The following is a 21,665-nucleotide window of genomic DNA, read 5'->3' on the forward strand; positions in this document are numbered from 1 at the left end:
CGCGCCTCGAACAGGACGTTCGCAGAAGCGGCGTAGAAGGCCATGGGCCGCCCCGCCGCTCCTCGCTCCACGAAGTCAGTACTTCTGCTTCTTCCGCTTCGCCGGCTTGCCGCGTTCCGGCATCGGCATCGGTGCCGCTTCGGCAGCTTCATCGCCAACCAGGCGGAAGTCGATCTTGCGGTCTTCCACGCTGGCCTTGAGCACCACGATCCGGACCCGATCACCGAGGCGATGGGAACGGCCACGTCGTTCGCCCGTGAGCGTCTTGCGAACCGCGTCGAAGTGATAGAAATCGCGCGGCAGCTGGGTCACGTGGACCAGGCCGTTGACCTTGGAATCGTCCAGCTCCACGAACAGGCCGAAGCTGGTGACGCCGCTGATGGTGCCGTCGAATTCCTTGCCGACGTGGCCTTCCATCCATGCCGCGCGATAGCGCTCGTCGACCTCGCGCTGCGCTTCGTCGGCGCGGCGCGAGCGTTCGGAACACTGCAGCGACAACGCCGACATCTCATGCGGCGAATAGGTATAGGTGTCGGGCGTGCCTCCGGCCAGCGCATGCTTGATCGCGCGATGCACCAGCAGATCGGGATAGCGACGGATCGGCGAGGTGAAGTGCGCGTACGCCTCCAGCGCCAGGCCGAAGTGGCCGATGTTGTCCGGCGCATACACCGCCAGGGACTGGCTGCGCAGGATCACCGATTCCAGCAGGGTCGCGTCCGGACGCTCGCGTATCTTCTCCAGCATCGCGCGGAAATCCTTCGGCTTCACCTTCGCCCATGGCGGCATGCGCAGCATGAACTCCTTGAGGAATTCTTCGAGGTCCGCGTACTTGGACTCCGGCGGCTTGTCGTGGTCGCGATACGGTGCCGGCACGCCCGACTGCAGCAGGTACAGCGCGGCCTGCACGTTCGCCGCGATCATGCATTCCTCGATCAGCTTGTGCGCATCGTTGCGCTGGAGCATGCCGGCCTGGCTGACCGCACCCTGCGCGTCCAGCACGAAGCGCACCTCGCTGCTCTCGAACTCGATCGCACCGCGCTTCTGCCGCGCCTTGTCCAGCACCTTGTAGAGCTGGTGCAGCTGCCGGATCTGCGGCAGCAGGCCGCCGATCTTCGCCAGGGCAGCATCGTGATCGTCCTCGGGAATGCCCTCGCCCACCGCATTCCACACGTCGGTGTAGGTCAGGCGTGCGTGCGAATGCATCACCGCCTCGTAGAACGTCGCGCCAACGACCACGCCATCGCGGCCGACCTGCATGTCGGCGACGAAGCACAGGCGGTCGACCTTCGGCATCAGCGAGCAGATGCCGTTGCTCAAGGTCTCCGGCAGCATCGGCACCACGAAGCCGGGGAAATACACCGAGGTCGCGCGCAATTGCGCTTCGTCGTCGAGCGGCGTGCCCGGCCGCACGTAATGCGAAACATCGGCGATCGCCACGATCAGCCGGAAGCCATCCTTGTTCGGCTCGCACCAGACCGCGTCATCGAAGTCCTTGGCGTCCTCGCCGTCGATGGTGACCAGCGGCGTGTTGCGCAGGTCGACCCGGCCAGCGATTTCGGCGGGCTGGACCTGCAGCGGCACCGCGGTCGCCTCTGCGATGACTTCGGGCGGGAATTCGTGCGGGATGGAATGGGCGTGGATCGCCGCTTCGACCGCCTGGCTGGCGGTGAGCTTGTCGCCGAGCACGGCCAGGACCTTGCCGATCGGCGGGCGATGCGTATCCGCAGGCGTGGTGATTTCGGCGACGACCAACTGGCCGTTGCGGGCCTCGTTGCGACCATCCACCGGGATCATGACGTTGCGCTGCACGCGCTTGTCGTCCGGGATCACGTAGCCGATGCCGGCTTCCTCGCTATAGCGGCCGATCAGGCGCGTCAACCGTCGCTCCAGCACTTCGACGATCGTGCCTTCGCGGCGGCCACGCCGGTCCACGCCGGTGACGCTGCCCAGCACGCGGTCGCCATGCATGACCTTGCGCATTTCATACGGCGGCAGGAACAGGTCGTCGCCGCCGCCCGCGTCGGGGCGAAGGAATCCGAAGCCGTTCTCGTTGGCGATCACCACGCCGGGAAGGAGATCCATGCGCTCGGCCGGTGCGAAGCCACCGCGCCGGTTCTGCAACAGTTGGCCGTCGCGCAGCATCGCGTTGAGGCGCTTCTCCATCGCCTCGAACCGATCCGGCGCGGTCAGCGCGAGTTTCTGCGCGAGCGCATCGGCATCCATCGGCCCATCGCTGGCGGCCAGCACCTGCAGGATCATCTCGCGGCTGGCGATGGGCTGTTCGTAGCGTTGCGCTTCGCGCGCTGCGTGCGGATCGCGCTCGCGCCCGGGTCGGGTGGAGATCGACGGCTTCGGTACGGGCTTCGGTTCGGCACGCCCTGCAGGCTTGCTCGCACCGGCACCGCCGAAGGCGCGCATCAGGCCGGCATCGGGCAGCCAACCGGGCAACTTGCTGGCGCTTTTCTTCGCGCCGGGCCGGCCTTGCGGGGCGGCTTCGCTGCGTGCGCCGCCGGCCTTGCCGGGTGTCTTGCCGCCGCGGCCGGGGCCGCGCTTGCTGGGGGGTTTGGTCATGCGGCGATGGTACAACGCGCCCGTGCACGGGCTGTCCGCATCGCACGCAATCCGTTGACAAGCCCGAAGTCGCACTGCAACATACGCCCCCTGCACCCTGCCCGGGTGGCGGAATTGGTAGACGCACTAGCTTCAGGTGCTAGCGGGGGCAACTTCGTGGAGGTTCGAGTCCTCTCCCGGGCACCAGGTTCAAACAAACGACCCTCGCGCAAGCGGGGGTTTTTTGTGCCTGGCGTTTTTCCATCACGCACTCCCGTCAAGCGGGTGCGAGCACGGGTTTACCCGGACGCACCGCGCACGCCATGCTGTCGCGAATCGCGCGGATGCAACGGCCCATGACTTCGACCACCGACTGGCAGACCATCGAAGCGCTGTTCGACGCCGCATGGGAGCTGCCGGCGCAGCAACGCGAGGCATGGCTGCGCAGCAGCGACAAGCCGGCGGCGATCGTCGACGAGGTCCTGCACCTGCTCGCCGCGGCCGATGCCAGCGGCGATTTCCTCGAACATGCGCCGCCCGCCGACACGCCCATGCCGGCGACGCTGGCAGACGGCGAGATCGCCGGTGCATGGCGGATTGCGGGACTGCTGGGTCGTGGCGGAATGGGCGAGGTCTATGCGGTCGAACGTGCCGACGGCCAGTACGGCCAGCGCGCGGCACTCAAGCGCATCGCGCGCGTGGACGCGGGCGATTGGGCGCGCTTCCACACCGAACGCCGGATCGTCGCCCTGCTCGACCATCCCGGCATCGCCCGGATGATCGATGGCGGCTTGCTGGGCGATGGCCAGCCATACATGGTCATGGAATACGTGGACGGCATGCCGATCCACCAGTGGTGCGAGCAACGCAATGCCTCGCCGCGCGAACGCATCGCGCTGGTGCTGCAAGCCTGCGAGGCGGTGGCGCATGCGCATGCGCGGCTGGTCGTGCATCGCGACATCAAGCCGTCCAACCTGCTGGTCGATGGCGACGGCCGCGTGCGCCTGATCGATTTCGGCGTGGCCAGCCTGTCCGGCCAGGGCAACGAGGCCGACGGCGAGCGCGCACCGCTGTCGCTGGGCTATGCCGCACCGGAACAACTCACGGGCGGCGATATCGGGGTGGCCGCCGATATCCACGCGATGGCGGCGGTCCTGTATCGATTGCTGTGCGGACATGCGCCGCATGCACGTGGCGAGCCGCCGACTGCGTTGCTGGCGATGCGCGCCGCGCAGGCGAGCGCGCCGCGTCTTCGCGATGCGGCGGCGTCCAACCCGCTCCACAGCGAGCGCGGCCTGCTGCTGGACCTGGATGCGGTGCTGGCGCAGGCGTTGGCGCGCGATCCCGCGCAGCGCTACCGCAGCATGGACGCGTTCGCCGATGATCTTGCGCGCGCACTGCGCGGCGCGCCGGTGGCGGCCCGCAATGGCGAGCCGCGCTACCGCTTCTGGCGCTTCCTGCACACGCATCGCTGGGCGGCGACGGGAGCGACCGTGACAGTGCTCGCGCTTGCGGTCGGACTGGGCATGGCCCTGTTCCAGGCACGCCAAGCCGGCCTCCAGCGCGATGAAGCCCTGCGCGAAAAGGCACGCCTGGAAGCGGTGCAGCAGGCGGTCTTCCACATGTTCCGCAGCGCCGGCGAAATGCAGGGCAGCGACGCGACCGCCGGCGACGTGCTCGACCATGCGGCGCAGCGGGTGGTCGACAGCTTCGCCCGCGATCCCGCGGAAGGCGCGCCGGTGTTGCACACCCTGGGCGAGCTGTATTTCATGCTCAACGATTACCCCGCGGCGGAACCGCTGCTGCAGCGATTGGCGGATGCCGACCCGAACGTCGTGGATCCGGCGCTGGTCGCGGTGGGTCGCTACGACCTGGCCCAGGTCGCGTTGCGCGGCGGCGACGCCGAACGCGCGAATGCCCTGCTCCTGCAGGCACGCAGTTACTGGAACACCGATCCGGCGCGCTGGCAGATGCGGCTGATCGACAGCCTGATGCTGGAATCGCGGTTGCGCCAGCAGGCCGGCGATGCCGATGGTGCGATCGCCCTGCTGCAACGCGGGCTGGCGCAGCGGATCGCGCTGGACGGCGTGCACGGACGCGAGACCGGCGTGTTCCACAACAACCTCGGCGTGGCGCTGTTCGGGCTCGGCCGGCTCGATGAAGCGCGCGAGGCATTCCGCGCCGCCAGCGAGGTCTGGCGCGTTGCGCGCCTGCGCGAATCGACCGATGCACTGAACACCCTCAACAACTGGGGCTCGCTGGAACTCAGTGCGGGCAAGCCGGAGGTGGCCGCGCCGCTGCTGGAGCAGGCGGTGAACCTGCGCCGGCAGTTGTACGGGCCATCGGCGGCGACTGCGGCCCTGCTCAACAATTACGGCAAGTTGCTGCTGCAGACCGAGCGCGCCGGCGAGGCCCTGCCGCTGCTCGCCGAAGCCGCAGCGATGGGCGCGCAGTTCGCCGGCACCGGCAGCATGCACCACGTCGCCGCACTCAGCGGGGTGGCGGAGGCGCAGTTGGCGCTGGGCGATGCCGCGCGTGCCGAGGTCGCCGCGCGTGAAGCACTGGCCGCTGCGGACCAGCATCTTGGCTCGAGTCATCCGGGCGGTGCGGCGCCGCGGCTGGCGCTGGCACGCATCCACCTGGCACGCAACCAGCATGCCCCGGTCGCGGCGCTGCTGGACACGGTGGATGCGATGGCCAAAGCCGCCGGCCCTGCCGGCCAGCGCATCGCCATGCAGAGCGCCAGCCTGCGCGCCAAGCTCAGTCCGGCACCGGCTCCAGCGCCTGGAACAGCCACGCGCGCGCCTTGATCCAGTCGCGGCGCACGGTGCGTTCGGCGATGCCGAGCACGCGCGCGGTTTCCTCATCGGTGTAGCCGGCGAAGAACCGGCATTCGACCACCTGCTGCAAGCGCGGGTTGAGCTGCGACAGTTCCTGCAACGCGTCATCGAGCTCGACCAGGCGTTCGTCGCTGACCCAGAACGGCTCGATGTCCGGATGGTCTTCCAGCGAATCCACGCGGCCGCCACCGCGCTTGTCGGCCAGCCGGCGACGCGCATGGTCCACCAGCACCTGGCGCATCGCCATCGCCGCGGCGTGCAGGAAATGGGTCTCGTCCTGCCAGGCACCGCCGCGCTGCAGGCGCAGGAAGGCCTCGTTGACCAGTGCTGTGGTGCGCATGGTTTCGCCGGCATTGACCCGGCGGCGTTCGCGGCGCGCGCGCCGGCGCATGTCGTCCAGCAGCAGCGGGGCCAGTTCGGCGGCGGTCGCGGCCAGCGTGCCTGGCAGCGGCTCGGCGTCTTCGTGCATGCGGTCGATGACTTCGGCGGGGAAGGCTTGCACCTTAGCATCGGCCCGCGTCGGCTTGTCCGGATCACCCGCGCCGCTGCGTAACCGATGCGCCTGCCCTGCCCTCGCGCCACTCAACGGAGTTTGCGATGCCGCTGCGCCCGATCTTTCTTTCCATCCTCATCACGATGTCGTCCATGGCTTGCGCGCCTGCCGACGCCGACAAGCCGATCGGCGATACACCCGTCCCCCAAGCGGCCTCCACGACGCCTCAGCTCGCCGACACGATCGCCACCCCGCAGCCCACTCCCGGCTCTCATCACGGCAACTGGCGGCTGGTCGCCGTGGACGATCCGCACGATGCCGCACTGATGGCATTTTCGGTCCAGTCCGACCGCGGCGATGCGCACGGGACCGGCGACTACGTGCTGTTCCAGCCGTTCTGCGACGCCGTGGCCGGCACGCCGATCACCGGCACCGCCGAGTGCGAACTGATCGGCCTTGGTGCCGCGTTCGACCGCGTGGACATCGACGGGGAGCGCATCGTGCTGGTCTTCCATCCCACTGCGGACGGCCTGCCGCATCGGCTCGAACTGCGAAGCGATGGCGCCGCGCTGATCGGCGATTACGTGACCGAAGGCAACGACATCCGCCGCGCCGTGCGTGCGCAACCCGCCATCGAAGAATGATCCCGCCCGTCGCCGCGCATGAGTGGTGCCACGCCACTACGTCGGGACGTCATTGTTGCGCCCCGTGCTTGCCGTAGCCCGCCATCACCGCACTGAAATCCTTGTAGCCGGCACCGGAAAAGCGCTGCGACTTGCGCATCACGTAGCTGATCTCGAACACCGCGCCCTCGCCTTCCATGCGCGTGACCAGGCGCTGCACGTTCGCCTTCGGCAGGGCGACCACGCCCGTGCCCATGTACGAGGCCGCGTAGAAGGCCACGTCGAAATCCGGCGTCGCCAGCCAGAGGCGCAGCGGCTTGCCGCTCTCCGGATTGGTGCCTGCGTATTCGGTCGAACGGTACTTGCCGCCGCGCAGGTCGCTGCCGATGTCGCGCACCTTTCCGGTGGGCTTGAAGTCGCTCTCGAACCAGTCGCCCGCGATGTAGGCATTGAGGTCGCGGCCAAGCGGGCTTTCGCCGCTGCGCGCCGACATCGCCACCCGCCCCATCTCGGCGCTGGTCATGTAGCTGTAGTGGTCGCCGGCATTGGTCATGATCTGGAAATCGAGCGAGCCGCCCTCGCTGGTGGCGGGCCGGTTACCCATGCTTTCGACCGCGCCGCGATCCAGGCCGATGTGGCCGCTGCGCGAATCGAGCAGGTAGTACGACTGCAGCATGCCCGCTTCAGGCACCTGCCCGATGTAACCGATCACCAGGTCGAAGGCGAAGCTGCCGTTGATCGGCGGCGAGGGGTGCTTGCCCGCCTTGTCTCCCACGTTCGCCCGCGGCCCTGCTTCTCCCGTCTTGTCGGCGTCCGCGTCCTGCGGATAGGGGTCGAGCAGGTCGTCGGCCGGATCGCCGGCACTCGATTTCACCGGCAGCAGGTCGCTGTCGGCGTCGGTGATGCGGTCGACCTTCGGCTTCGGCGGGTCCTGCAGCAGGTCGCTTCGGGTCACGCCAAACGCAGCGGCACCGCCGGCCAGCAGCACACCGGCAAGCACGACCGATTTCGGGAACGCCATCGGAACACTCCACTTCGGGGATGCGCTGGCTACGCGATTGCATCCCTGAATCCGGACATTCGCTGGCCGGGGACGCGATCCGCAGGCCGATGGCCAGATTTTCCACGCCGCTGCGTAACTGACCGGATCCGGCAATCCGCCGGTGCCATGCCGCGACGGGAATCCCGACGAAAAAAACACCCTGCTCGGTCGGCGCGATGCCGCATGACCGGAACGACAGAGATCACCGGCCAGCCGCGCAGGCAGATGAACAACCCCAACAGGAGTACAGCAATGAGTCGTTTCGAGATCCGGGTCCAGTTCCAGAACGCGCTGGGCCTCGCCGTGCTTGCGGTGGCGCTTGCCGGTTGCGGCAGGGCGGACGATGCCCCGGCAAATGCCGATACCGGCTCCAGCATGCAGGCCATCGTCGACGAAGCCGCGCAGGATGCCAGTGATGCCGGTGCATTGCCGGAAGGCGATGCGCCGTTGAAGGAAGGCCAGAGCGTGCAGGGCACCATCCAGGCCGATGTCGGCAATGGCATGCAGGCGTTCCGCTCGCTGTCGACCAAGGTCGCCGACGATATCGAGCAGCAAGTCGAGGAAAAAATGGGTGGCAAGGCTGGCCAGGACGCCATCGCCGATGCCAACAAGAAACTGGAGAAGCTCGGCACCGGTACCCGGGTCGATTCCGACGACGTGCGCAACATGATGAAAGGCATGGGCGGCAAGACCTTCCACGACTCGCAGGTGATGCACGTCGACATCATCAAGTCGCTGCAGGTCACGCTGAAGGGCACGGCCGGCGACGGCGGCAACCTGGACCTGGGCGTCACCTTCGACGACAAGACCCTGGCGATGACCGGCAGCAGCCTGAACTACCGCCCGAAGGCGAACGCGATGTTCGATTTCTACGAGGGCAAGGGCGGCGAACAGGTCACGGTGACGATCGACCGATTCGAACGCAACGCCGACGGCACCTACGCGATCGCAGGAAGCTTCTCTGCGAAGGACCTGCCGGCTTCGTCGATGGCGAAGAAGTTGCCCAGCGCCACCTTGGCATCGGCCAGCGGCACGTTCTCGTTCGACGCGCTGCCGCTGAAGGAAATGCCGAAGTTCGGCAAGGGCGCCTGAGGCAACAGGACGCCAAGAACAGGCGTCACGGAGGCCGACTGGCCGGGGCCTCCGCGAGTCGCTCCCCGATACTCGCTTGGTCGCGGAGGCCCAGGCCAACCGGCTGCAAGCATCTTCGCGACTGCGAGGGCGGCGGAAGTTCTTCCGTTACTTCGCCAACGCCGCAAGCCGGGCCAATGCAGCGTCACGACCGGCACTCAGGTCCACGATGGGCTTGACGGGATAACCGGGCACGCGCAGTCCACGCTCCCACGGGGCGTGGATGGCGTCATCGCCAAGCCCTCGCAGTTCTGGAAGCCAACGACGCAGGTACGCCCCCTGCGGATCGAAGCGGCGCGACTGCGTGGCCGGATTGAAGATGCGGAAATACGGCGCTGCATCCACGCCGGTGCCGGCGACCCACTGCCAGCCCAGCGTGTTGCTGGCCAGGTCGGCATCGACCAAGGCGTGCATGAACCAGGCCGCGCCCTGCCGCCAGTCGATGCCCATGTGCTTGGTCAGCCACGACGCCACCACCATCCGCACGCGATTGTGCATCCAGCCTTCGTGCCACAACTGGCGCATGCCGGCATCGACCAGCGGCACGCCGGTTCGACCGTATTGCCAGGCTTCGAGTTGACCGGGATCGTGATGCCACGGCATCGCGTCGAACTTCGGATTGAAGTTGTCGTTGAGGCTGGACGGCCAGTGGTGCAGGACGTAGTACGCGAACTCGCGCCAGCCGATTTCGGCGATGTACTTGTCGGCGCCGATGCCGCCGTGCTGCTGCACGACGTCGAAGATGCGGCTCGGATTGATCTCGCCGAAATGCAGATGCGGCGACAAGCGCGATGTACCTTCAACCGAAGGCACATCACGCGCATCGGGATAGGCATGCAGACGCGGCAACAGGTCATCGAGTCGCGCAAGCGCCGCGGCTTCTCCCGGCGCCCACATGCCCCAGAAGCCGCTGTCCCAGCGCGGCCGTGGCGCAGCGATGGTTGTGCGCGCGCCTTCCAGCGATGACGGCAGCGCACAACCCGACAGCGTTGCCGGCGCTTCCCGCGGGCGATGCCGCCACGTCGGCCGCGCGGTCTTGTGGAACGGAGTGAACACCCGGAACGGCGTGGACGATTGGGTCAGTACTGCATCGGCATCGGTGAGCAGGCGGCCACCGGCGCGGCGCATGGCGATGCCGCTCGCTGCCAGCGCCGCCGCGATGCGTGCATCGCGCGCGTCGGCGTCGGGTTCGTGCAGCGCGGAGATGTGCACCGCGGCTGCGCCGGTTGCGAGCGCCAATGCGGGAATCAACGCTTCCGGATCACCGGCAATCAGGTGCAACTCGCCGCCACGCGCGCGGATGTCTTCCGCCAGTTTTCCAAGCGACCGGCGCAACCATGCGCGGCTGGCATCGAAGATGCCGTCGGCATCGTCGTCCACGTATACCAGCAGCAACGCGTCATGCGACTGGATCGCTCGCTCCAGCGCCGGGTGATCGGCCAGGCGCAGGTCGCGGCGGAACCAGAAGATGCCTTGGGTCATGCGTGCATCATGCCGCCTGCCTCGAGCGGGCGCGCATCACTTTGCGGCCGCGTTCGCCGCGGACTGCGGGACCATGCGCAGCTTGGCGGTGTCGTAGCCGAGCGTGCGGATCTTCTCGATCGCGGCGGCCAGCTCCGGCGCGGGCAGGCTGGGCGTGCGCGCCATCAGCCACACGTAATCGCGCTTGCTGCGCCCGACGATCGTCCGCGAGTAATCCGGGGCCAGGTCCACGATCACGTATTCGGCCTGGATCGGCCACACGAACTGCATTTCCCACACCGCGTTGTTGGTGCCGGGCACCACGCGACCGACCGGCTCCATGGTCTTCAACGGCGCATCGGCGCTGCCGTCGCGATAGCGGAAGGTGGTGCGGATCTTGCCGTCTTCATCGAGCCGATACGACTCCACCGAATCGAAGGCCTTGCGCTCGATGTAGGTGGGGATCTGGGCGATCACGTACCAGTCGCCCATGAAGCGCGGCATGTCCACGCTGGCGACCGGCGGGATGGTGGGCGGTGCCGATGCACAGGCGGACAGCAATGTCCCGATGCCGAGCGCGACGAACAGTTTGCGGATCATGCAGCCTCCTTCGAGAAGCGGTAGTGGGCGACCATCCATTCGCGGCCGTGGTCGTAGCCGAACAGTTCGGCGCAGGCCATCCAGAACATCCGCCAGCGCTGGAACCAGAGCTTGGCGGCATCGCCATAGGCCTCGCGCAGGATCGCCATGACTTCGTCGTGGCGCGCGTCCTGGTTGTCGAGCCAATGGTTGGCGGTGCGCTGGTAGTGGGTGCCATCGACCAGCCAGCGGTCCTCGATGCGCAGGGCATCCTGGAACCAAAGCAAGGTGTCGGCAGCCGGCATCAGTCCGCCGGTGAAAAAGTGCCGGCCCATCCAGTTGTCGTCGCCGGCGGTCTCGAACGGATACAGCAGGGTGCGATGGCAGAAGATGTGCACGAACAGTTTTCCGCCGGGCCGCAGCCAGCCGCCGATGCGGTCAAGCAACGTCGCGTAGTTGCGCATGTGCTCGAACATCTCCACCGACACGCAGCGGTCGAAGTTCGATGCCGGCAATTCCAGCCGGTTCACGTCGCAGGTGATCACGCGCACGTTGGCGAAACCGCGTTCGCGGCACTGCGCTTCGATGAAGGCACGTTGCGGCGCGGAGTTCGATACCGCGGTGATGCGGGCATTCGGATAGTGCTGGGCCATCCACAATGTCAACGAGCCCCAGCCGCAGCCGAGTTCGAGGATGTCCTGGCCGTCCGCCAATTGCGCACGCTCGGAGTAGAGCGCGAGCATCGCCTCCTCCGCCTGCGCCAGGGTCTCGTTGCCGGTCGGGTAGTAGCAGCCGGAGTACTTCAGCCGCGGGCCGAGGCAGCGGGTAAAGAACCCGGGCGGCAGTTCGTAGTGCTGGCGGTTGGCCGCATCGGTATGGATCGCGACCGGGCTCTCGCGCAGTTCGGCGATCAGCGCGGCATTGCGGCGCGCGGCGGCGTCGGGATCATCCGCATGTTCATCGTGCAGGCGTTGTGCGCACATCCGGCGGATGCCGGCGCGCAGCAATGCGTCCGGCACCAGTCCACGTTCGGCCAGGCCGAGCACGCCATCGGCCGGGCGGTCGCTGGCCAGTTCCATCGTATCGACGGGAGCGTTCATCGTTCTTCCTTCGGAAACCACGGAAACAACATCGGCGTGCTGCGCTGGTAGCGCGCGTAGTCCTGGCCGCGCGTGCGCAGGGCCTGCGCCTCGGTGAACGGGATGCCGCTGATCCAGCGCAGGAAGGCGTACATCACCAGCGGGCCGGTCCACGCCAGCCAGCCGATCGGCGAACCGACCGCCAGCAGCACGTAGGCGAACCAGTGCAGCCATTCGAAGAAATAGTTGGGGTGCCGCGAGTAGCGCCACATCCCGGCGCGGCAGGCCTTGCCCTTGTTGGCGGGGTCGGCGCGGAAGCGCGCCAGTTGCGCATCGGCGATGGCTTCGCCGGCCACGCAGGCCAACCACACGGCGATGCCGGCGATGAACCACGGATTCCACTGCGCCACCGGATTCGCGGCAACGGCCAGGAACGGCAGCGCGAACAATGCGATCAGCAGCGCCTGGAACTGGAACATCGCGAACCACTTGCGCTGGTCGTTGCCCCAGCGCGTGCGCAGCTGCGCGTAGCGGCCGTCCTCGGGCTCACCGCGCACGCGATGCCACAGGTGCAGGCCCAGGCGCAGGCCCCACGCGCCGCCGAGCACCGCCAGCAGGACCCGCGGCAACACCGCGCCGCTGCCGGTCGCAGCGACCAGCACTGCCGCGCCACCCACGCCGAACGACCACACGACATCGACGATGCCGGCATTCGTGCGCTTGCGCTGCCAGAGCCAGCCGGAGGTCTGAGCCACGACGGCCACCAGCCAGACCAGGAGGAGTTGCTGCCACGGATTCATGCGGAGACCTTTTCGCGGACGGGATGTTCAGGACTTGCGCGGCGGACAACGACGACCAGCAACGACATCGCGATGCCCCAGCCGACGGCCAGCAAGACGGTGGCGTGCACGGGCATGTTGAACTCGACCGCGTGGAAGCCGCGCGAGGCGCCCCAGTAGGCGAGCGGGCCGCCGATCGCGCCGAACAGCACCGCAGGGACCGGACGCGCCATCAGCCATTGCAGCGAATGCTGCAGGGTCATCGCGAAGGCCACCCACAGCGTCGCGATCCAGGCCGGGCCGGGCAAGGCTGGCAACGGCGCGGCGTAGTGCAGCCAGCCGCTTGCCGCCAGCGTTCCATCGAGCAGCAGGCCGCACAGCAGCGCGGTGCCGACCAGCCGCAGGTCGCTGCGCTTCAGTGGCGAATAGCAGAATGCGAGCGCGGCGAACCCGAGGCAGGCCACGATGCCCGGCCATGCCAGACCACGCGCGGCGAAACCGACGGCGACAAACCACGCTGCCTGGTAACCGATGAGGTTGAGCCAGAAGCGCATCAGGCCTCCAGCAGTCCGGGCAAATAGGAGCCGCCGCGATAGCCCGGCTTCGCCAGCAGCAGATGGGCGACGCCGATCGAACGCTCGCGGAAGCCGCCCTCGCAATAGGCGAGGTAGAACGTCCACATGCGCAGGAAGCGCTCATCGAACCCCTGCGCACGCGCCTCGTCGCGACGGTCGAGGAAACGCAGGCGCCAGTCCTGCAGCGTGCGCGCATACGACGGACCGAAATCCTCCAGGTGCACCAGGGCGAGGTCGGTGTGGCGCGATTTCGCATCGAGCATCGCCGCGATCGACGGGATGAAGGAGCCGGGGAACACGTGCCGCTTGATGAAGTCCACCGTGCGCAGCGCCTGCTCGTAGCGGTGGTCCTCGATGGTGATCGCCTGCACCAATGCCAAGCCGTCCGGCTTGAGCAGGCGACCCAGCGTGGCGAAATAGGTGCCGAGGTACTGCGGACCGATCGCCTCGATCATCTCGATCGACACCAGCTTGTCGTACGTGCCCTGCAGGTCGCGGTAGTCCGACAACAGCACGCTGACGCGATCCTGCAGGCCGGCTTCGGCGACACGCTGGCAGGCCAATGCATGCTGCTCGCGCGAGATCGTGGTGGTGGTGACCCGGCAGCCGCGGGCGGCGGCGGCATGCACCGCGAACCCGCCCCAGCCGGTACCGATCTCGACCACCTCGTCGTCAGGGCCGAGCCGCAACTTGTCGCAAATGCGGTCGAGCTTGCGGGTCGATGCGACGTCCAGAGAATCGTCGTCGCCCGCGTACAGCGCCGACGAATACATCAGGTCGTCGGAGAGGAACAGCCGGAAAAAGGGGTTCCCGAGGTCGTAGTGCGCGGCGATGTTGCGACGCGCACCGTCGCGGGTATTGCGGCGCAACGCATTCCAGCCGCGCATCGCCAACCCGCCGAAACGCGCCAGCCCTTGCTCCATGCTGTCGAGCAGGTCGCGGTTGCGCACCAGCAGCTGCACCAGGCCGACCAGGTCGGCGCAATCCCATTCGCCGTCCATGTACGACTCGGCGGCGCCCACGCTGCCGTTGGCCGCCAGCGCGCGGTAGAAGCCGGGCGCATGCACGTCGATCCGCAGCGGCGCGATGCCCTTCACCGCCTCGCCGGCATGGACGGTGCCCAACGCATCGACCAGCACGACCTGGCGCCCGCGCAAGGCCTGCAACTGGCCAAGCACGCGCTGGCGGAGGATGCGATCGAGGGCGTTGAAAGCGGTGGCCCGCGAGGCCTGGGCAATCGTGTTCATCGGCTGGATTCCGGGGTGGCGGGATGGTCGTGGATCGGCACGCGCTTCAGCCACAGCCGCAGCGCCTGCCAGTGGATGCCGGCGACGACCTGCGCGGTCATCAGCGGATAGCGCCACAGCACGCGCGCGAGGTTGCGGGCGTTGAGCGGCCGGCGATCGAGTTGCAAGGTCGCGTCGAACTCGCGGTGCGCGCCATCGAAGACCTCCATGTGCACGCGCAGGTCGTCGACGGGCGTCGTGAAGGTCCATGAATAGCGTCGCTGCATCGGCAGGAACGGCGAGACGTGGAAGGCCTTGTCGAAACTCCAGTGCAACGCGCGTCCCTGCCCGTCCGCAGACGCGACCGGCAGCACGTAGGCATGGCGTTCCTTCCACGGCGTGTTGGTGATCTCGGCGACGATGCTGTGCAGCGCACCGCCGGCATCGAAGCAATAGTAGAAGCTCACCGGATTGAAGCTCAGGCCTGCATAGCGAAGATGCGTCAGCAGGCGCACCGCGCCGAGCGGACGTTCGCCGGTGGCGGCTTCCACCCGATCGCGCACCGCATCGGCCAGTGAGCGTGCCGGATCGCCGAGGAAATCGCGGCGATGGAACGCGGCCAGGTTGCGTCGACCGACCGACCACAGCCAGCGGCCGCGGAAGACGGTATCGAGCTCGTCGAGATCGAGGAATAGCTGGGCCATGCGATAAGAAAACGCATGCGCGCGCGGCGCATGCCGGCGATGGCGCACGCGGCCTTCGTAGATCGCGCTGGTCAGTGCGGTCATGCCGCGGCCTCCAGGCCCGGCGCTTCGAGCATGTCGCGACGCGCATGATCGTCGGACCATGCAACGCCCAGTCCCTGCGCAACCTCCACGCCGCTGCGGATGCCGTCCTCGTGGAAACCCCAGCCCCAGTAAGCGCCCGCGAACCAGCTGCGCTGCACGCCCTGGATCTCGTGCCGGCGTGCCTGTGCGGCGACTGCGGCATGCGTGTGCACTGGATGCGCGTACTGGCGGCGCTGCAGGATGCGCGCGGGGTCGATGTCCTGCGTTCGATTCAGCGTCACGACAAGCGGTGTGTCGCCGGGCAGCCCCTGCAGCAGGTTCATGCAATAGCTCACGGTGCAGGCTTGTGTCGGATCCGCCGGCAGGTGCGCGTTCCACGCCGCCCACGCCTTGCGGTTGCGCGGCAGCAGGCGCGCATCGGTGTGCAGCACGGTGTCGTTCGCCTGGTAGCGGATCGCGCCGAGGATCTCGCGCTCGGTATCGCTGGCGTCCTCGAGCAAGGCCAGCGCCTGGTCGCTGTGGCAGGCCAGTACGACCTGGTCGAAACGTTCGCTGCCGGTATCGCAACGCACGCTCGCACCCTGCGCGTCGCGGACGATGCCGCGCACGGGCGAAGACAACCGCACCTGCACATCCCAGCGCGAGGCCATGGCCTCGACGTAGCGTTGCGAACCGCCGCGCACCACCCGCCACTGCGGGCGGGCGGCGAGTTGCAGCATGTGGTGGTTGGCCATGAACTGGACGAGGTATTTCGCCGGGAAAGCCAGCACCGACTGCTCGGGCGAGGACCACAACGCGCTGGCCATCGGCACCAGGTGCTGGTCGCGGAACGCAGCGCCGTAACCGTTGGCGTCCAGATACTCGCCCAGCGACGGACCGGGGCCCGCGTCATCGAGCAAGGCCTGGGCCTCGCGATAGAAGCGCCTGAGATCACGCAACATGCCCCAAAACCGCGGCGAAACCAGGTTGCGACGCTGGCAGAACAGTCCGTCTAGCGAGGTCGCGTTGTACTCCAGCCCGCTGCGCGCGTCCTGCACCGAGAAGCCCATCGTGGTCGCCTGGGTGGCCACGCCGAGTTCATCGAACAGGCGGGTCAGCAGCGGATAGTTGCCGGGGTTGTGGACGATGAAGCCGGTGTCCACGTCGAGCGTGCGGCCATCGACTTCGACACGGTGGGTATCGGTGTGACCACCCAGGTAGTCGTTGGTCTCGAACAGCACGACCTCGTGCCGGCGCGACAGCAACCACGCCGCGGACAAGCCGCTGATGCCGGATCCGACGATCGCGATGCGCATGTCAGCGACCAACCCTGTTGGAGGCGGCCTTGGCCAGCACCCATGCAGGCACCGGCTTGAGGTCGCGCACCAACCCGAGCGCCTGCATCGCGCGCAGGCCATACCAGGTCAGGTCGACCTCCCACCAGTGGAAGCCCTGGCGCGCGCTGCCCGGGAAGAAATGATGGTTGTTGTGCCAGCCCTCGCCGAAGGTGATCAGCGCCAGCCAGAGGTTGTTGCGGCTGTCGTCACGGGTGTCGAAGCGCTGCCGGCCCCAGCGATGCGCCAGCGAATTGATGGTGACCGTCGCGTGGAACAGCACCACCGTGGACACGAAGAAACCCCAGACCAGCAACTGCGGCCCGTTGGTGCCAAGGCCGGGGCCCAGCGCTCCAGCGCCGTGCCGGCCACGAACAGCAACACGGCCAACACGACCGGCACCGCGGTGTCGAAGCGATCCAGCCAGCGCAGTTCCGGGTACTTCAGCAGGTCGCCGATGCGCGAGGTATCGGTGCGGAAGCCGCCGCGGGTCAGGAACCAGCCGGCATGGCTGCGCCAGAAGCCCTTGCGTGGCGTGTGCGGATCGGCCGCGGTGTCGGCGTGCACGTGATGGTGGCGATGATGCGCCGCCCACCACAACGGCCCGCGCTGGACGGAGGCCGCGCCGAGCAATGCGAACGCGAACTGCACCGCGCGCGAAGTCCGGAATGTGCGATGCGAGAAATAGCGGTGATAGAAGCCGGTGATCGCGAACATGCGCAGCGCGTACAGCGCCACTGCAACCCACAACGCGGTCGCCGACACGCCCACCCACAGCACGCCGAGGCAAGCGAGATGCATGCCCACGAACGGCAGCGCGCGCAGCCAGTCGATGCGGTCGTCATCCGCCGGATCGGGAGACCCGGCGCGTTCGGAGGTATCGATCCAGCGTCGCAACGCGCTGCTGCGCGGTGCGGTGGCGGATTCAGGCTTGGGGGCATGGCATTCCTTGGCGGGTCCCGTTCCCGGATATACGGACGGGACCCGCGTTCGGATGCAGTGCGCGACGATCAGATCGCGAGGATCAGATGGCCAGGATCTCGCCCTTGGCGACGATCGGGCCGGACGGTGCCGCATGCGGCAAGCCCTGTTCCGGTTCCAGGGTCACCGCGAACACCGCGCCCGCCGCCACGGCATCACGCAACGTGGCCGGGATGTCGATCGAATGCGCCTTGTCGTTGGACACGAAGCCCAGCGACTTCGGCGCCTCACCGGCCGCGATGATCCAGAGTTCGTTGACCTTGCCGCCGGCATCGACCGGCCGCGGTGTCGGCACCATCAGCACCTTGCTGCGGTCTGGCGCGACCCTCGCGATCCAGCCAGTGCCGCCATCGTCGGTGGCCAGCACGGTGACCGGCAGCGCGGCGGCTTCCTCGGTTGCAGGCGGCGTCGGTGCGACGACCACGGGCGGTGGCAACGACGCAACCGGTTCCGGCGTGCGCCACACGCCGATGGCCACCGCGAACACGCTCGCGGCAACGGCCAGTGCGGTCGTCCCGCGCCAGAACGCGGCGTTGTCCCACACGCCCTTGCGGCCGCCGTCCACCGAGGACCAGCCCAGTGCGGTGCGGATCCGCGGCCAGACATGCGCACCGGGTTCAACGGCATCGACCCGCAACAGCCAGGGCGAGAAATGCGCGTCCCAGCGCGCGACCCGGGCCGCGAAGTCGCGGTCGGCTCCGATCCGGCGCTGTGCCTCGCGGCGCGCATCGGCATCGAGCACGCCCAGCACGTACTCGCCGGCGAGCAGGTCGTCGTCGTCGATCGGGGGCAACGCGGGCGCGATGTCGTTCATCGTTCCAGGCACGCCTTGAGTTGCTGCAGGCCGCGGCGGATCCAGCTCTTCACCGATCCCAGCGGCGCTTCGGCGCGGATCGCCAGCACGTCATAGGTCACGTTCTCGAAGAACGCGGTGCGGATCAGCGAGCGGCGCTTCGGTTCGAGTTGCTCGATGCAGTCATCGAGCTGCTCGCGCTCCAGCGCGGCATCGATGCCGGCGGCGGGCGTGGGTGCGTCCTCGTCGGCCAGGTCATGGTCGTCGATCGGTTCGTGCAGCGCAGGCGACGGCCGCGCACGCACGCGATCGATGGCGCGGTTGCGGGCGATGGTGCCCAGCCAGGTCATCGCACGGGCGCGCTGGCGGTCGAACTGCGCGGCCTTCGACCACACCGCCACATAGACTTCCTGCAACACGTCCTCGGCTTCCTCGCGGTCGCGCAGCACCCGCAGGCAGATCCCGAGCATGGTTGCTGAAGTCTGCCGGTAGAGACTTTCGAAGGCGTCACGCCTTCCCTCCGCCACCTGCGCGAGCAGCGCGGCCAATGGATCGGCGGCGCCGTCGTGGGAATATTGCAGGGGAACTGCGCTCATGCGGTGGTCCGGCTGGCGGGCGCGCCGGCTGGCGGCGGGCCGTCGATGGAAACGAGCCACCTTATGCCATGCAGGGCGTGAATGCGGCAACCCGGCCTGCACATGCAAGGCGCTGGCGCTCACATGCCACCACCGCATGCGCCGCCCAGCGGCAGGTCGCGAACGCGCTGCATTTCGGCGGCCTCAATCGCCACTGCCGGCCGGGCGAAATCGATCCGCAGCTTGCCATGTCCGCCCTTGGCATCGCGGATGGTGCCGATGCCCTCGAAACGGACCAGCTGGCGATCCGCGATCCGGTAGCGCAATTTCAGTTCCGGCAAGGCGAAGCCGTACCACGCATCCAGTCGCGTCTTCAGGTCCAGGTAGCCAGCCGGCGCACCCGCCACCGGCTTCACACTCACTCCGATCGCGGATTGCCGGCTCGGGATCAGGAACCGCGCCTGCACACTTTTCCCCTGCTGCAACTTCGCGAAATGCTCGCGCACGTAGGCGTCGAAGCCGGCATCGAACACCGAGGCACCGGTCTTGTCGACGGGCGAACGCTTGACCGGCGCGGACTTCCCGGCCTGCCAGAACACCTCGCGCTTGCCGGCCCGGGTGCGCACGCCTTCCTGATAGCCATCGCGGGCGTCCAGGAAGGCGAATGCCGGCGCCGGGCCGGCACCGTCGACCATCTTGCGGGCGAACGCACGGCCATCCGCGCATTGGTAAAGCACCACCCGGCGCGGCGACGCGCCCCGACTATCGACGTAGTGGGCCTCGCGATAAAGCAGGCGACCACCGGGATCGCGCGCATCGCCGACATACCGGACCAGGTTGCCGGCCGCCGTGTCCGCCGCCGCGGCGATGCCGGCTGCAAACATCGCCCCGAGCCCCAAGGCCAGGGCGAGTTGTCGCGGTCGCGTGGAACCTGGCATCCGTGGCCTCCTCTCATGCGTGCAGGCATTCTGCATACAGACATACGGCGCGCGCGCGCGGACGGATGCAGTCGAATCGACCGCGTCCGCCGGTCAGGTCATCGCGGTGGGGGCCTCGTAGTCCAGCCGCTGCACGCCGATGGCGGCCAATGCACTCTTGAACCGGGCTTGATCCTCCTCTTCCGCGTCCACCAGGATCAGGACCCGGCCGGCCGAAATCTCGTCGTCGAACTGCTGGCGCACCGGATCCGGCAGCGCAGATCCCATCAGCGCAGACGACCAGCCACCAACCAAAGCGCCCATCGCACCGACCGCGGCCGCACCGGCCAGGGTGATGCCGATCGGAGTGAACACCACCGCCGCCAGACCCGCCAGCAGGCCGGTCGCACCACCGATGCCCATGCCGCGCAGGGCGGCCGGCTTGAAATCGCTGTCCGCTTCCTTGAGGCCATCAGGAATGCGGTCGAGCTCGATGTCGGAGCGCGCGACCAAGGAGATATCGTCGAACGTGACCCCTTGCTCCTGCAGCGCCAGGACTGCACTGCGCGCCTGGGCCACATCGCGGGTGCTGAATACGTGTCGGGTCTTCATGGGATGCTCCTGCGGATGCCTGCCCGCACCATCGCCGGGGCGCGGTGAAGGCCGCGTCCAGCGACCGCCATGAAGCTGAACGATCCCGTCAGGGCTCAGCCGTCCTGGCGGATGTGCGCGGCCAGATAGCGCATGAAGTCGGCCTTGCCCACTGGCGCACCAAGCATGCGCAGGATGGCGTAGGCCGCGGTGATGTGGAAATACAGGTTCGGCATCAGGTACTCGCTGACGTACTGGTCGCCGGGCAGTTCGCAGTAGCGGCCCTTGCCCATGCCGATGCGCTTGATCTCGTCCAATTGGGCGTCGTCGCAGGCGATGGCCAGCACCCGCGCGCGGGTATCGGCGATCAACGCATGCGCGTCTTCCAGCGACGCCACGGCCGCCGGATCGATGTTGTCGATCGGCTGCCCCGCGCACCACTGCGAGAATCCGCGCGGCTGGTTGCAGGCGAAGGCCACCTGCGCACCCAGCGGCAGCATATCGGGCGCCAACCGTTCGTTGATGAGGTCGCGATCGGCCAAGTGCGCCTGACCGACCTGCAGGATGTGGCTGAGCGTGTCCAAGCGGGACACGAAGATGTGCTGGATTTGCTGCAGCTTGCTGCTGGACATGGCGGCCTGGGTCGGGATGAGCGTGGCGCGCAGGATAGCCGGCAGGGCGAGGTTTTCGGCATCCATGAACCGAGACGCCGGCGGTGCCTTGCCGCCCCCGCCGTTCGGGGCTATGGTCGCCCCACTACCTTCGTACACCAGCGGGCGACGCGCATGCCGTGTCGCCCGTTCTGCTTTGAGGAGCCCACGCATGAGCACCATCGCATCCACCGCCACCGTCGCGCGCCCGCCATTGCTGCTGTCCCGCCTGGACGTTGAACGCATCGAGGCGCTGCTGGAGCAGCCTGCGGCACGCGGCCTGGACACCTCCGCGCTGCAGGAAGAATTGGCCCGCGCCGAGGTCGTCGAGCCCGCGGACCTGCCTGCCAACGTGATTTCGATGCGGTCGATCGCGCAGGTGCGGCTGGAGGAAGCCGGTACCCAGGGCCACGAACATGAACTGGCGCTGGTCTATCCGCACGAGGCCGATGGCAGCGCGGAAAAGGTGTCGGTGCTGGCGCCGGTGGGCAGCGCCTTGCTGGGGCTGCGCGTGGGCGATGCGATCGACTGGCCGATGCCCGGCGGCCGCAGTGCGCGCCTGCGCGTGCAGTCGATCCGGTACCAGCCGGAAGCCGCCGGCGAACTGAACCGCTGAGCCGTCGCCGGAGCGATGTCTCCCGCCTCGCTAGAATGCGAGCTCCCGCGTACCTGCCCACCT

At 67.9% G+C, this 21,665-nt stretch carries 20 protein-coding genes, 1 tRNA gene and 1 pseudogene; 5 read left to right on the plus strand and 17 right to left on the minus strand.

Features of this window, described 5'->3' with window-relative positions:
- Nucleotides 1-75: 75 nt before the first annotated feature.
- Complete coding sequence (gene rnr, locus H9L16_RS15840) at nt 76-2,571, minus strand: ribonuclease R (RefSeq protein WP_187552579.1); 2,496 nt, start codon at nt 2,569-2,571, stop codon at nt 76-78.
- Nucleotides 2,572-2,670: 99 nt separating this feature from the next.
- Here rnr and H9L16_RS15845 point away from each other — a divergent pair.
- Together H9L16_RS15845 and H9L16_RS15850 are read left to right on the plus strand one after the other, a co-directional pair.
- Nucleotides 2,671-2,757: transfer RNA gene (locus H9L16_RS15845), tRNA-Leu, on the plus strand.
- A 149-nt stretch (nt 2,758-2,906) separates the two neighbouring features.
- On the plus strand, nt 2,907-5,360 hold the full coding sequence (locus H9L16_RS15850) for a serine/threonine-protein kinase (RefSeq protein WP_187552580.1): 2,454 nt from the start codon (nt 2,907-2,909) through the stop codon (nt 5,358-5,360).
- Here the strand turns inward: H9L16_RS15850 and H9L16_RS15855 are convergent.
- The gene (locus H9L16_RS15855) at nt 5,311-5,892 is read right to left on the minus strand and encodes an ECF-type sigma factor (RefSeq protein ID WP_223158157.1); all 582 of its coding nucleotides are present in this window, start codon (nt 5,890-5,892) and stop codon (nt 5,311-5,313) included. The genes H9L16_RS15850 and H9L16_RS15855 overlap by 50 nt on opposite strands.
- A 95-nt stretch (nt 5,893-5,987) precedes the next feature.
- On the opposite strand from H9L16_RS15855, the gene H9L16_RS15860 reads away from it, so the two are divergent.
- On the plus strand, nt 5,988-6,527 hold the full coding sequence (locus H9L16_RS15860; RefSeq protein ID WP_187552581.1) for a hypothetical protein: 540 nt from the start codon (nt 5,988-5,990) through the stop codon (nt 6,525-6,527).
- 49 nt (nt 6,528-6,576) lie between these two features.
- Here the strand turns inward: H9L16_RS15860 and H9L16_RS15865 are convergent, their stop codons facing one another.
- Nucleotides 6,577-7,527 (minus strand): hypothetical protein, encoded by a 951-nt coding sequence (locus H9L16_RS15865; RefSeq protein ID WP_187552582.1) that lies wholly within the window; start codon nt 7,525-7,527, stop codon nt 6,577-6,579.
- Between the two features lie 273 nt (nt 7,528-7,800).
- Here H9L16_RS15865 and H9L16_RS15870 point away from each other — a divergent pair, with 273 nt between their 5' ends.
- Entirely contained in the window at nt 7,801-8,640 is an 840-nt protein-coding gene (locus H9L16_RS15870; RefSeq protein ID WP_187552583.1) for a hypothetical protein, read from the plus strand.
- A 147-nt stretch (nt 8,641-8,787) separates the two neighbouring features.
- Here the strand turns inward: H9L16_RS15870 and H9L16_RS15875 are convergent, their stop codons facing one another.
- From H9L16_RS15875 to H9L16_RS15940, 14 genes and pseudogenes are all read right to left on the minus strand, one after another.
- Entirely contained in the window at nt 8,788-10,161 is a 1,374-nt protein-coding gene (locus H9L16_RS15875) for a cryptochrome/photolyase family protein (protein WP_187552584.1), read from the minus strand.
- A 36-nt stretch (nt 10,162-10,197) separates the two neighbouring features.
- Entirely contained in the window at nt 10,198-10,740 is a 543-nt protein-coding gene (locus H9L16_RS15880; RefSeq protein WP_187552585.1) for a lipocalin family protein, read from the minus strand.
- A complete protein-coding gene (locus H9L16_RS15885; RefSeq protein WP_229796568.1) occupies nt 10,737-11,798 on the minus strand; it encodes an SAM-dependent methyltransferase in 1,062 nt (353 codons plus the stop codon). The genes H9L16_RS15880 and H9L16_RS15885 overlap by 4 nt, the downstream gene beginning before the upstream one ends.
- 17 nt (nt 11,799-11,815) lie before the next feature.
- Complete coding sequence (locus H9L16_RS15890) at nt 11,816-12,598, minus strand: DUF1295 domain-containing protein (RefSeq protein ID WP_187552587.1); 783 nt, start codon at nt 12,596-12,598, stop codon at nt 11,816-11,818.
- Nucleotides 12,595-13,131 (minus strand): DUF2878 domain-containing protein, encoded by a 537-nt coding sequence (locus H9L16_RS15895; protein ID WP_187552588.1) that lies wholly within the window; start codon nt 13,129-13,131, stop codon nt 12,595-12,597. The genes H9L16_RS15890 and H9L16_RS15895 overlap by 4 nt, the downstream gene beginning before the upstream one ends.
- Nucleotides 13,131-14,399, minus strand: coding sequence for an SAM-dependent methyltransferase (locus tag H9L16_RS15900; RefSeq protein WP_187552589.1), 1,269 nt, complete (start codon nt 14,397-14,399; stop codon nt 13,131-13,133). The genes H9L16_RS15895 and H9L16_RS15900 overlap by 1 nt, the downstream gene beginning before the upstream one ends.
- On the minus strand, nt 14,396-15,166 hold the full coding sequence (locus H9L16_RS15905) for a DUF1365 domain-containing protein (RefSeq protein ID WP_187552590.1): 771 nt from the start codon (nt 15,164-15,166) through the stop codon (nt 14,396-14,398). The genes H9L16_RS15900 and H9L16_RS15905 overlap by 4 nt, the downstream gene beginning before the upstream one ends.
- Nucleotides 15,163-16,461, minus strand: coding sequence for an NAD(P)/FAD-dependent oxidoreductase (locus H9L16_RS15910; protein ID WP_187552591.1), 1,299 nt, complete (start codon nt 16,459-16,461; stop codon nt 15,163-15,165). Before H9L16_RS15910 ends, H9L16_RS15905 begins: the two co-directional genes overlap by 4 nt.
- Nucleotide 16,462: 1 nt before the next feature.
- A pseudogene (locus H9L16_RS16410) lies at nt 16,463-17,475 on the minus strand (acyl-CoA desaturase).
- 28 nt (nt 17,476-17,503) lie between these two features.
- Nucleotides 17,504-18,274, minus strand: a complete 771-nt coding sequence (locus H9L16_RS15920) for an anti-sigma factor (protein WP_187552592.1) — start codon at nt 18,272-18,274, stop codon at nt 17,504-17,506.
- Entirely contained in the window at nt 18,271-18,849 is a 579-nt protein-coding gene (locus H9L16_RS15925; protein WP_187552593.1) for a sigma-70 family RNA polymerase sigma factor, read from the minus strand. The genes H9L16_RS15920 and H9L16_RS15925 overlap by 4 nt, the downstream gene beginning before the upstream one ends.
- A 119-nt stretch (nt 18,850-18,968) precedes the next feature.
- Nucleotides 18,969-19,766, minus strand: a complete 798-nt coding sequence (locus tag H9L16_RS15930) for a hypothetical protein (RefSeq protein ID WP_187552594.1) — start codon at nt 19,764-19,766, stop codon at nt 18,969-18,971.
- 93 nt (nt 19,767-19,859) lie between these two features.
- On the minus strand, nt 19,860-20,357 hold the full coding sequence (locus H9L16_RS15935) for a hypothetical protein (protein WP_187552595.1): 498 nt from the start codon (nt 20,355-20,357) through the stop codon (nt 19,860-19,862).
- A gap of 95 nt (nt 20,358-20,452) precedes the next feature.
- Complete coding sequence (locus H9L16_RS15940; RefSeq protein WP_223158159.1) at nt 20,453-21,034, minus strand: DUF1993 domain-containing protein; 582 nt, start codon at nt 21,032-21,034, stop codon at nt 20,453-20,455.
- A gap of 124 nt (nt 21,035-21,158) precedes the next feature.
- Between H9L16_RS15940 and rnk the strand changes: the two genes are divergently transcribed.
- Nucleotides 21,159-21,602 carry a nucleoside diphosphate kinase regulator gene (gene rnk / locus H9L16_RS15945; protein ID WP_187552596.1) on the plus strand — a complete coding sequence of 148 codons (444 nt, stop codon included), beginning with the start codon at nt 21,159-21,161 and terminating at the stop codon, nt 21,600-21,602.
- Nucleotides 21,603-21,665: the final 63 nt, after the last annotated feature.

It is taken from the genome of Thermomonas carbonis (genome assembly GCF_014396975.1).
GTDB lineage: Bacteria > Pseudomonadota > Gammaproteobacteria > Xanthomonadales > Xanthomonadaceae > Thermomonas > Thermomonas carbonis.

Bases quoted from the DNA above. Each gene is read 5' to 3' on its own strand.
- H9L16_RS15925 (WP_187552593.1), bottom strand. From the start codon at position 18,849: ATGAGCGCAGTTCCCCTGCAATATTCCCACGACGGCGCCGCCGATCCA.
- H9L16_RS15935 (WP_187552595.1), bottom strand. From the start codon at position 20,357: ATGAAGACCCGACACGTATTCAGCACCCGCGATGTGGCCCAGGCGCGC.
- H9L16_RS15860 (WP_187552581.1), top strand. From the start codon at position 5,988: ATGCCGCTGCGCCCGATCTTTCTTTCCATCCTCATCACGATGTCGTCC.
- H9L16_RS15875 (WP_187552584.1), bottom strand. From the start codon at position 10,161: ATGACCCAAGGCATCTTCTGGTTCCGCCGCGACCTGCGCCTGGCCGAT.
- H9L16_RS15940 (WP_223158159.1), bottom strand. From the start codon at position 21,034: ATGGATGCCGAAAACCTCGCCCTGCCGGCTATCCTGCGCGCCACGCTC.
- H9L16_RS15890 (WP_187552587.1), bottom strand. From the start codon at position 12,598: ATGAATCCGTGGCAGCAACTCCTCCTGGTCTGGCTGGTGGCCGTCGTG.
- H9L16_RS15850 (WP_187552580.1), top strand. From the start codon at position 2,907: ATGACTTCGACCACCGACTGGCAGACCATCGAAGCGCTGTTCGACGCC.
- H9L16_RS15885 (WP_229796568.1), bottom strand. From the start codon at position 11,798: ATGGAACTGGCCAGCGACCGCCCGGCCGATGGCGTGCTCGGCCTGGCC.
- H9L16_RS15930 (WP_187552594.1), bottom strand. From the start codon at position 19,766: ATGCCAGGTTCCACGCGACCGCGACAACTCGCCCTGGCCTTGGGGCTC.
- H9L16_RS15870 (WP_187552583.1), top strand. From the start codon at position 7,801: ATGAGTCGTTTCGAGATCCGGGTCCAGTTCCAGAACGCGCTGGGCCTC.
- H9L16_RS15920 (WP_187552592.1), bottom strand. From the start codon at position 18,274: ATGAACGACATCGCGCCCGCGTTGCCCCCGATCGACGACGACGACCTG.
- rnk (WP_187552596.1), top strand. From the start codon at position 21,159: ATGAGCACCATCGCATCCACCGCCACCGTCGCGCGCCCGCCATTGCTG.
- H9L16_RS15900 (WP_187552589.1), bottom strand. From the start codon at position 14,399: ATGAACACGATTGCCCAGGCCTCGCGGGCCACCGCTTTCAACGCCCTC.
- rnr (WP_187552579.1), bottom strand. From the start codon at position 2,571: ATGACCAAACCCCCCAGCAAGCGCGGCCCCGGCCGCGGCGGCAAGACA.
- H9L16_RS15865 (WP_187552582.1), bottom strand. From the start codon at position 7,527: ATGGCGTTCCCGAAATCGGTCGTGCTTGCCGGTGTGCTGCTGGCCGGC.
- H9L16_RS15880 (WP_187552585.1), bottom strand. From the start codon at position 10,740: ATGATCCGCAAACTGTTCGTCGCGCTCGGCATCGGGACATTGCTGTCC.
- H9L16_RS15905 (WP_187552590.1), bottom strand. From the start codon at position 15,166: ATGACCGCACTGACCAGCGCGATCTACGAAGGCCGCGTGCGCCATCGC.
- H9L16_RS15910 (WP_187552591.1), bottom strand. From the start codon at position 16,461: ATGCGCATCGCGATCGTCGGATCCGGCATCAGCGGCTTGTCCGCGGCG.
- H9L16_RS15895 (WP_187552588.1), bottom strand. From the start codon at position 13,131: ATGCGCTTCTGGCTCAACCTCATCGGTTACCAGGCAGCGTGGTTTGTC.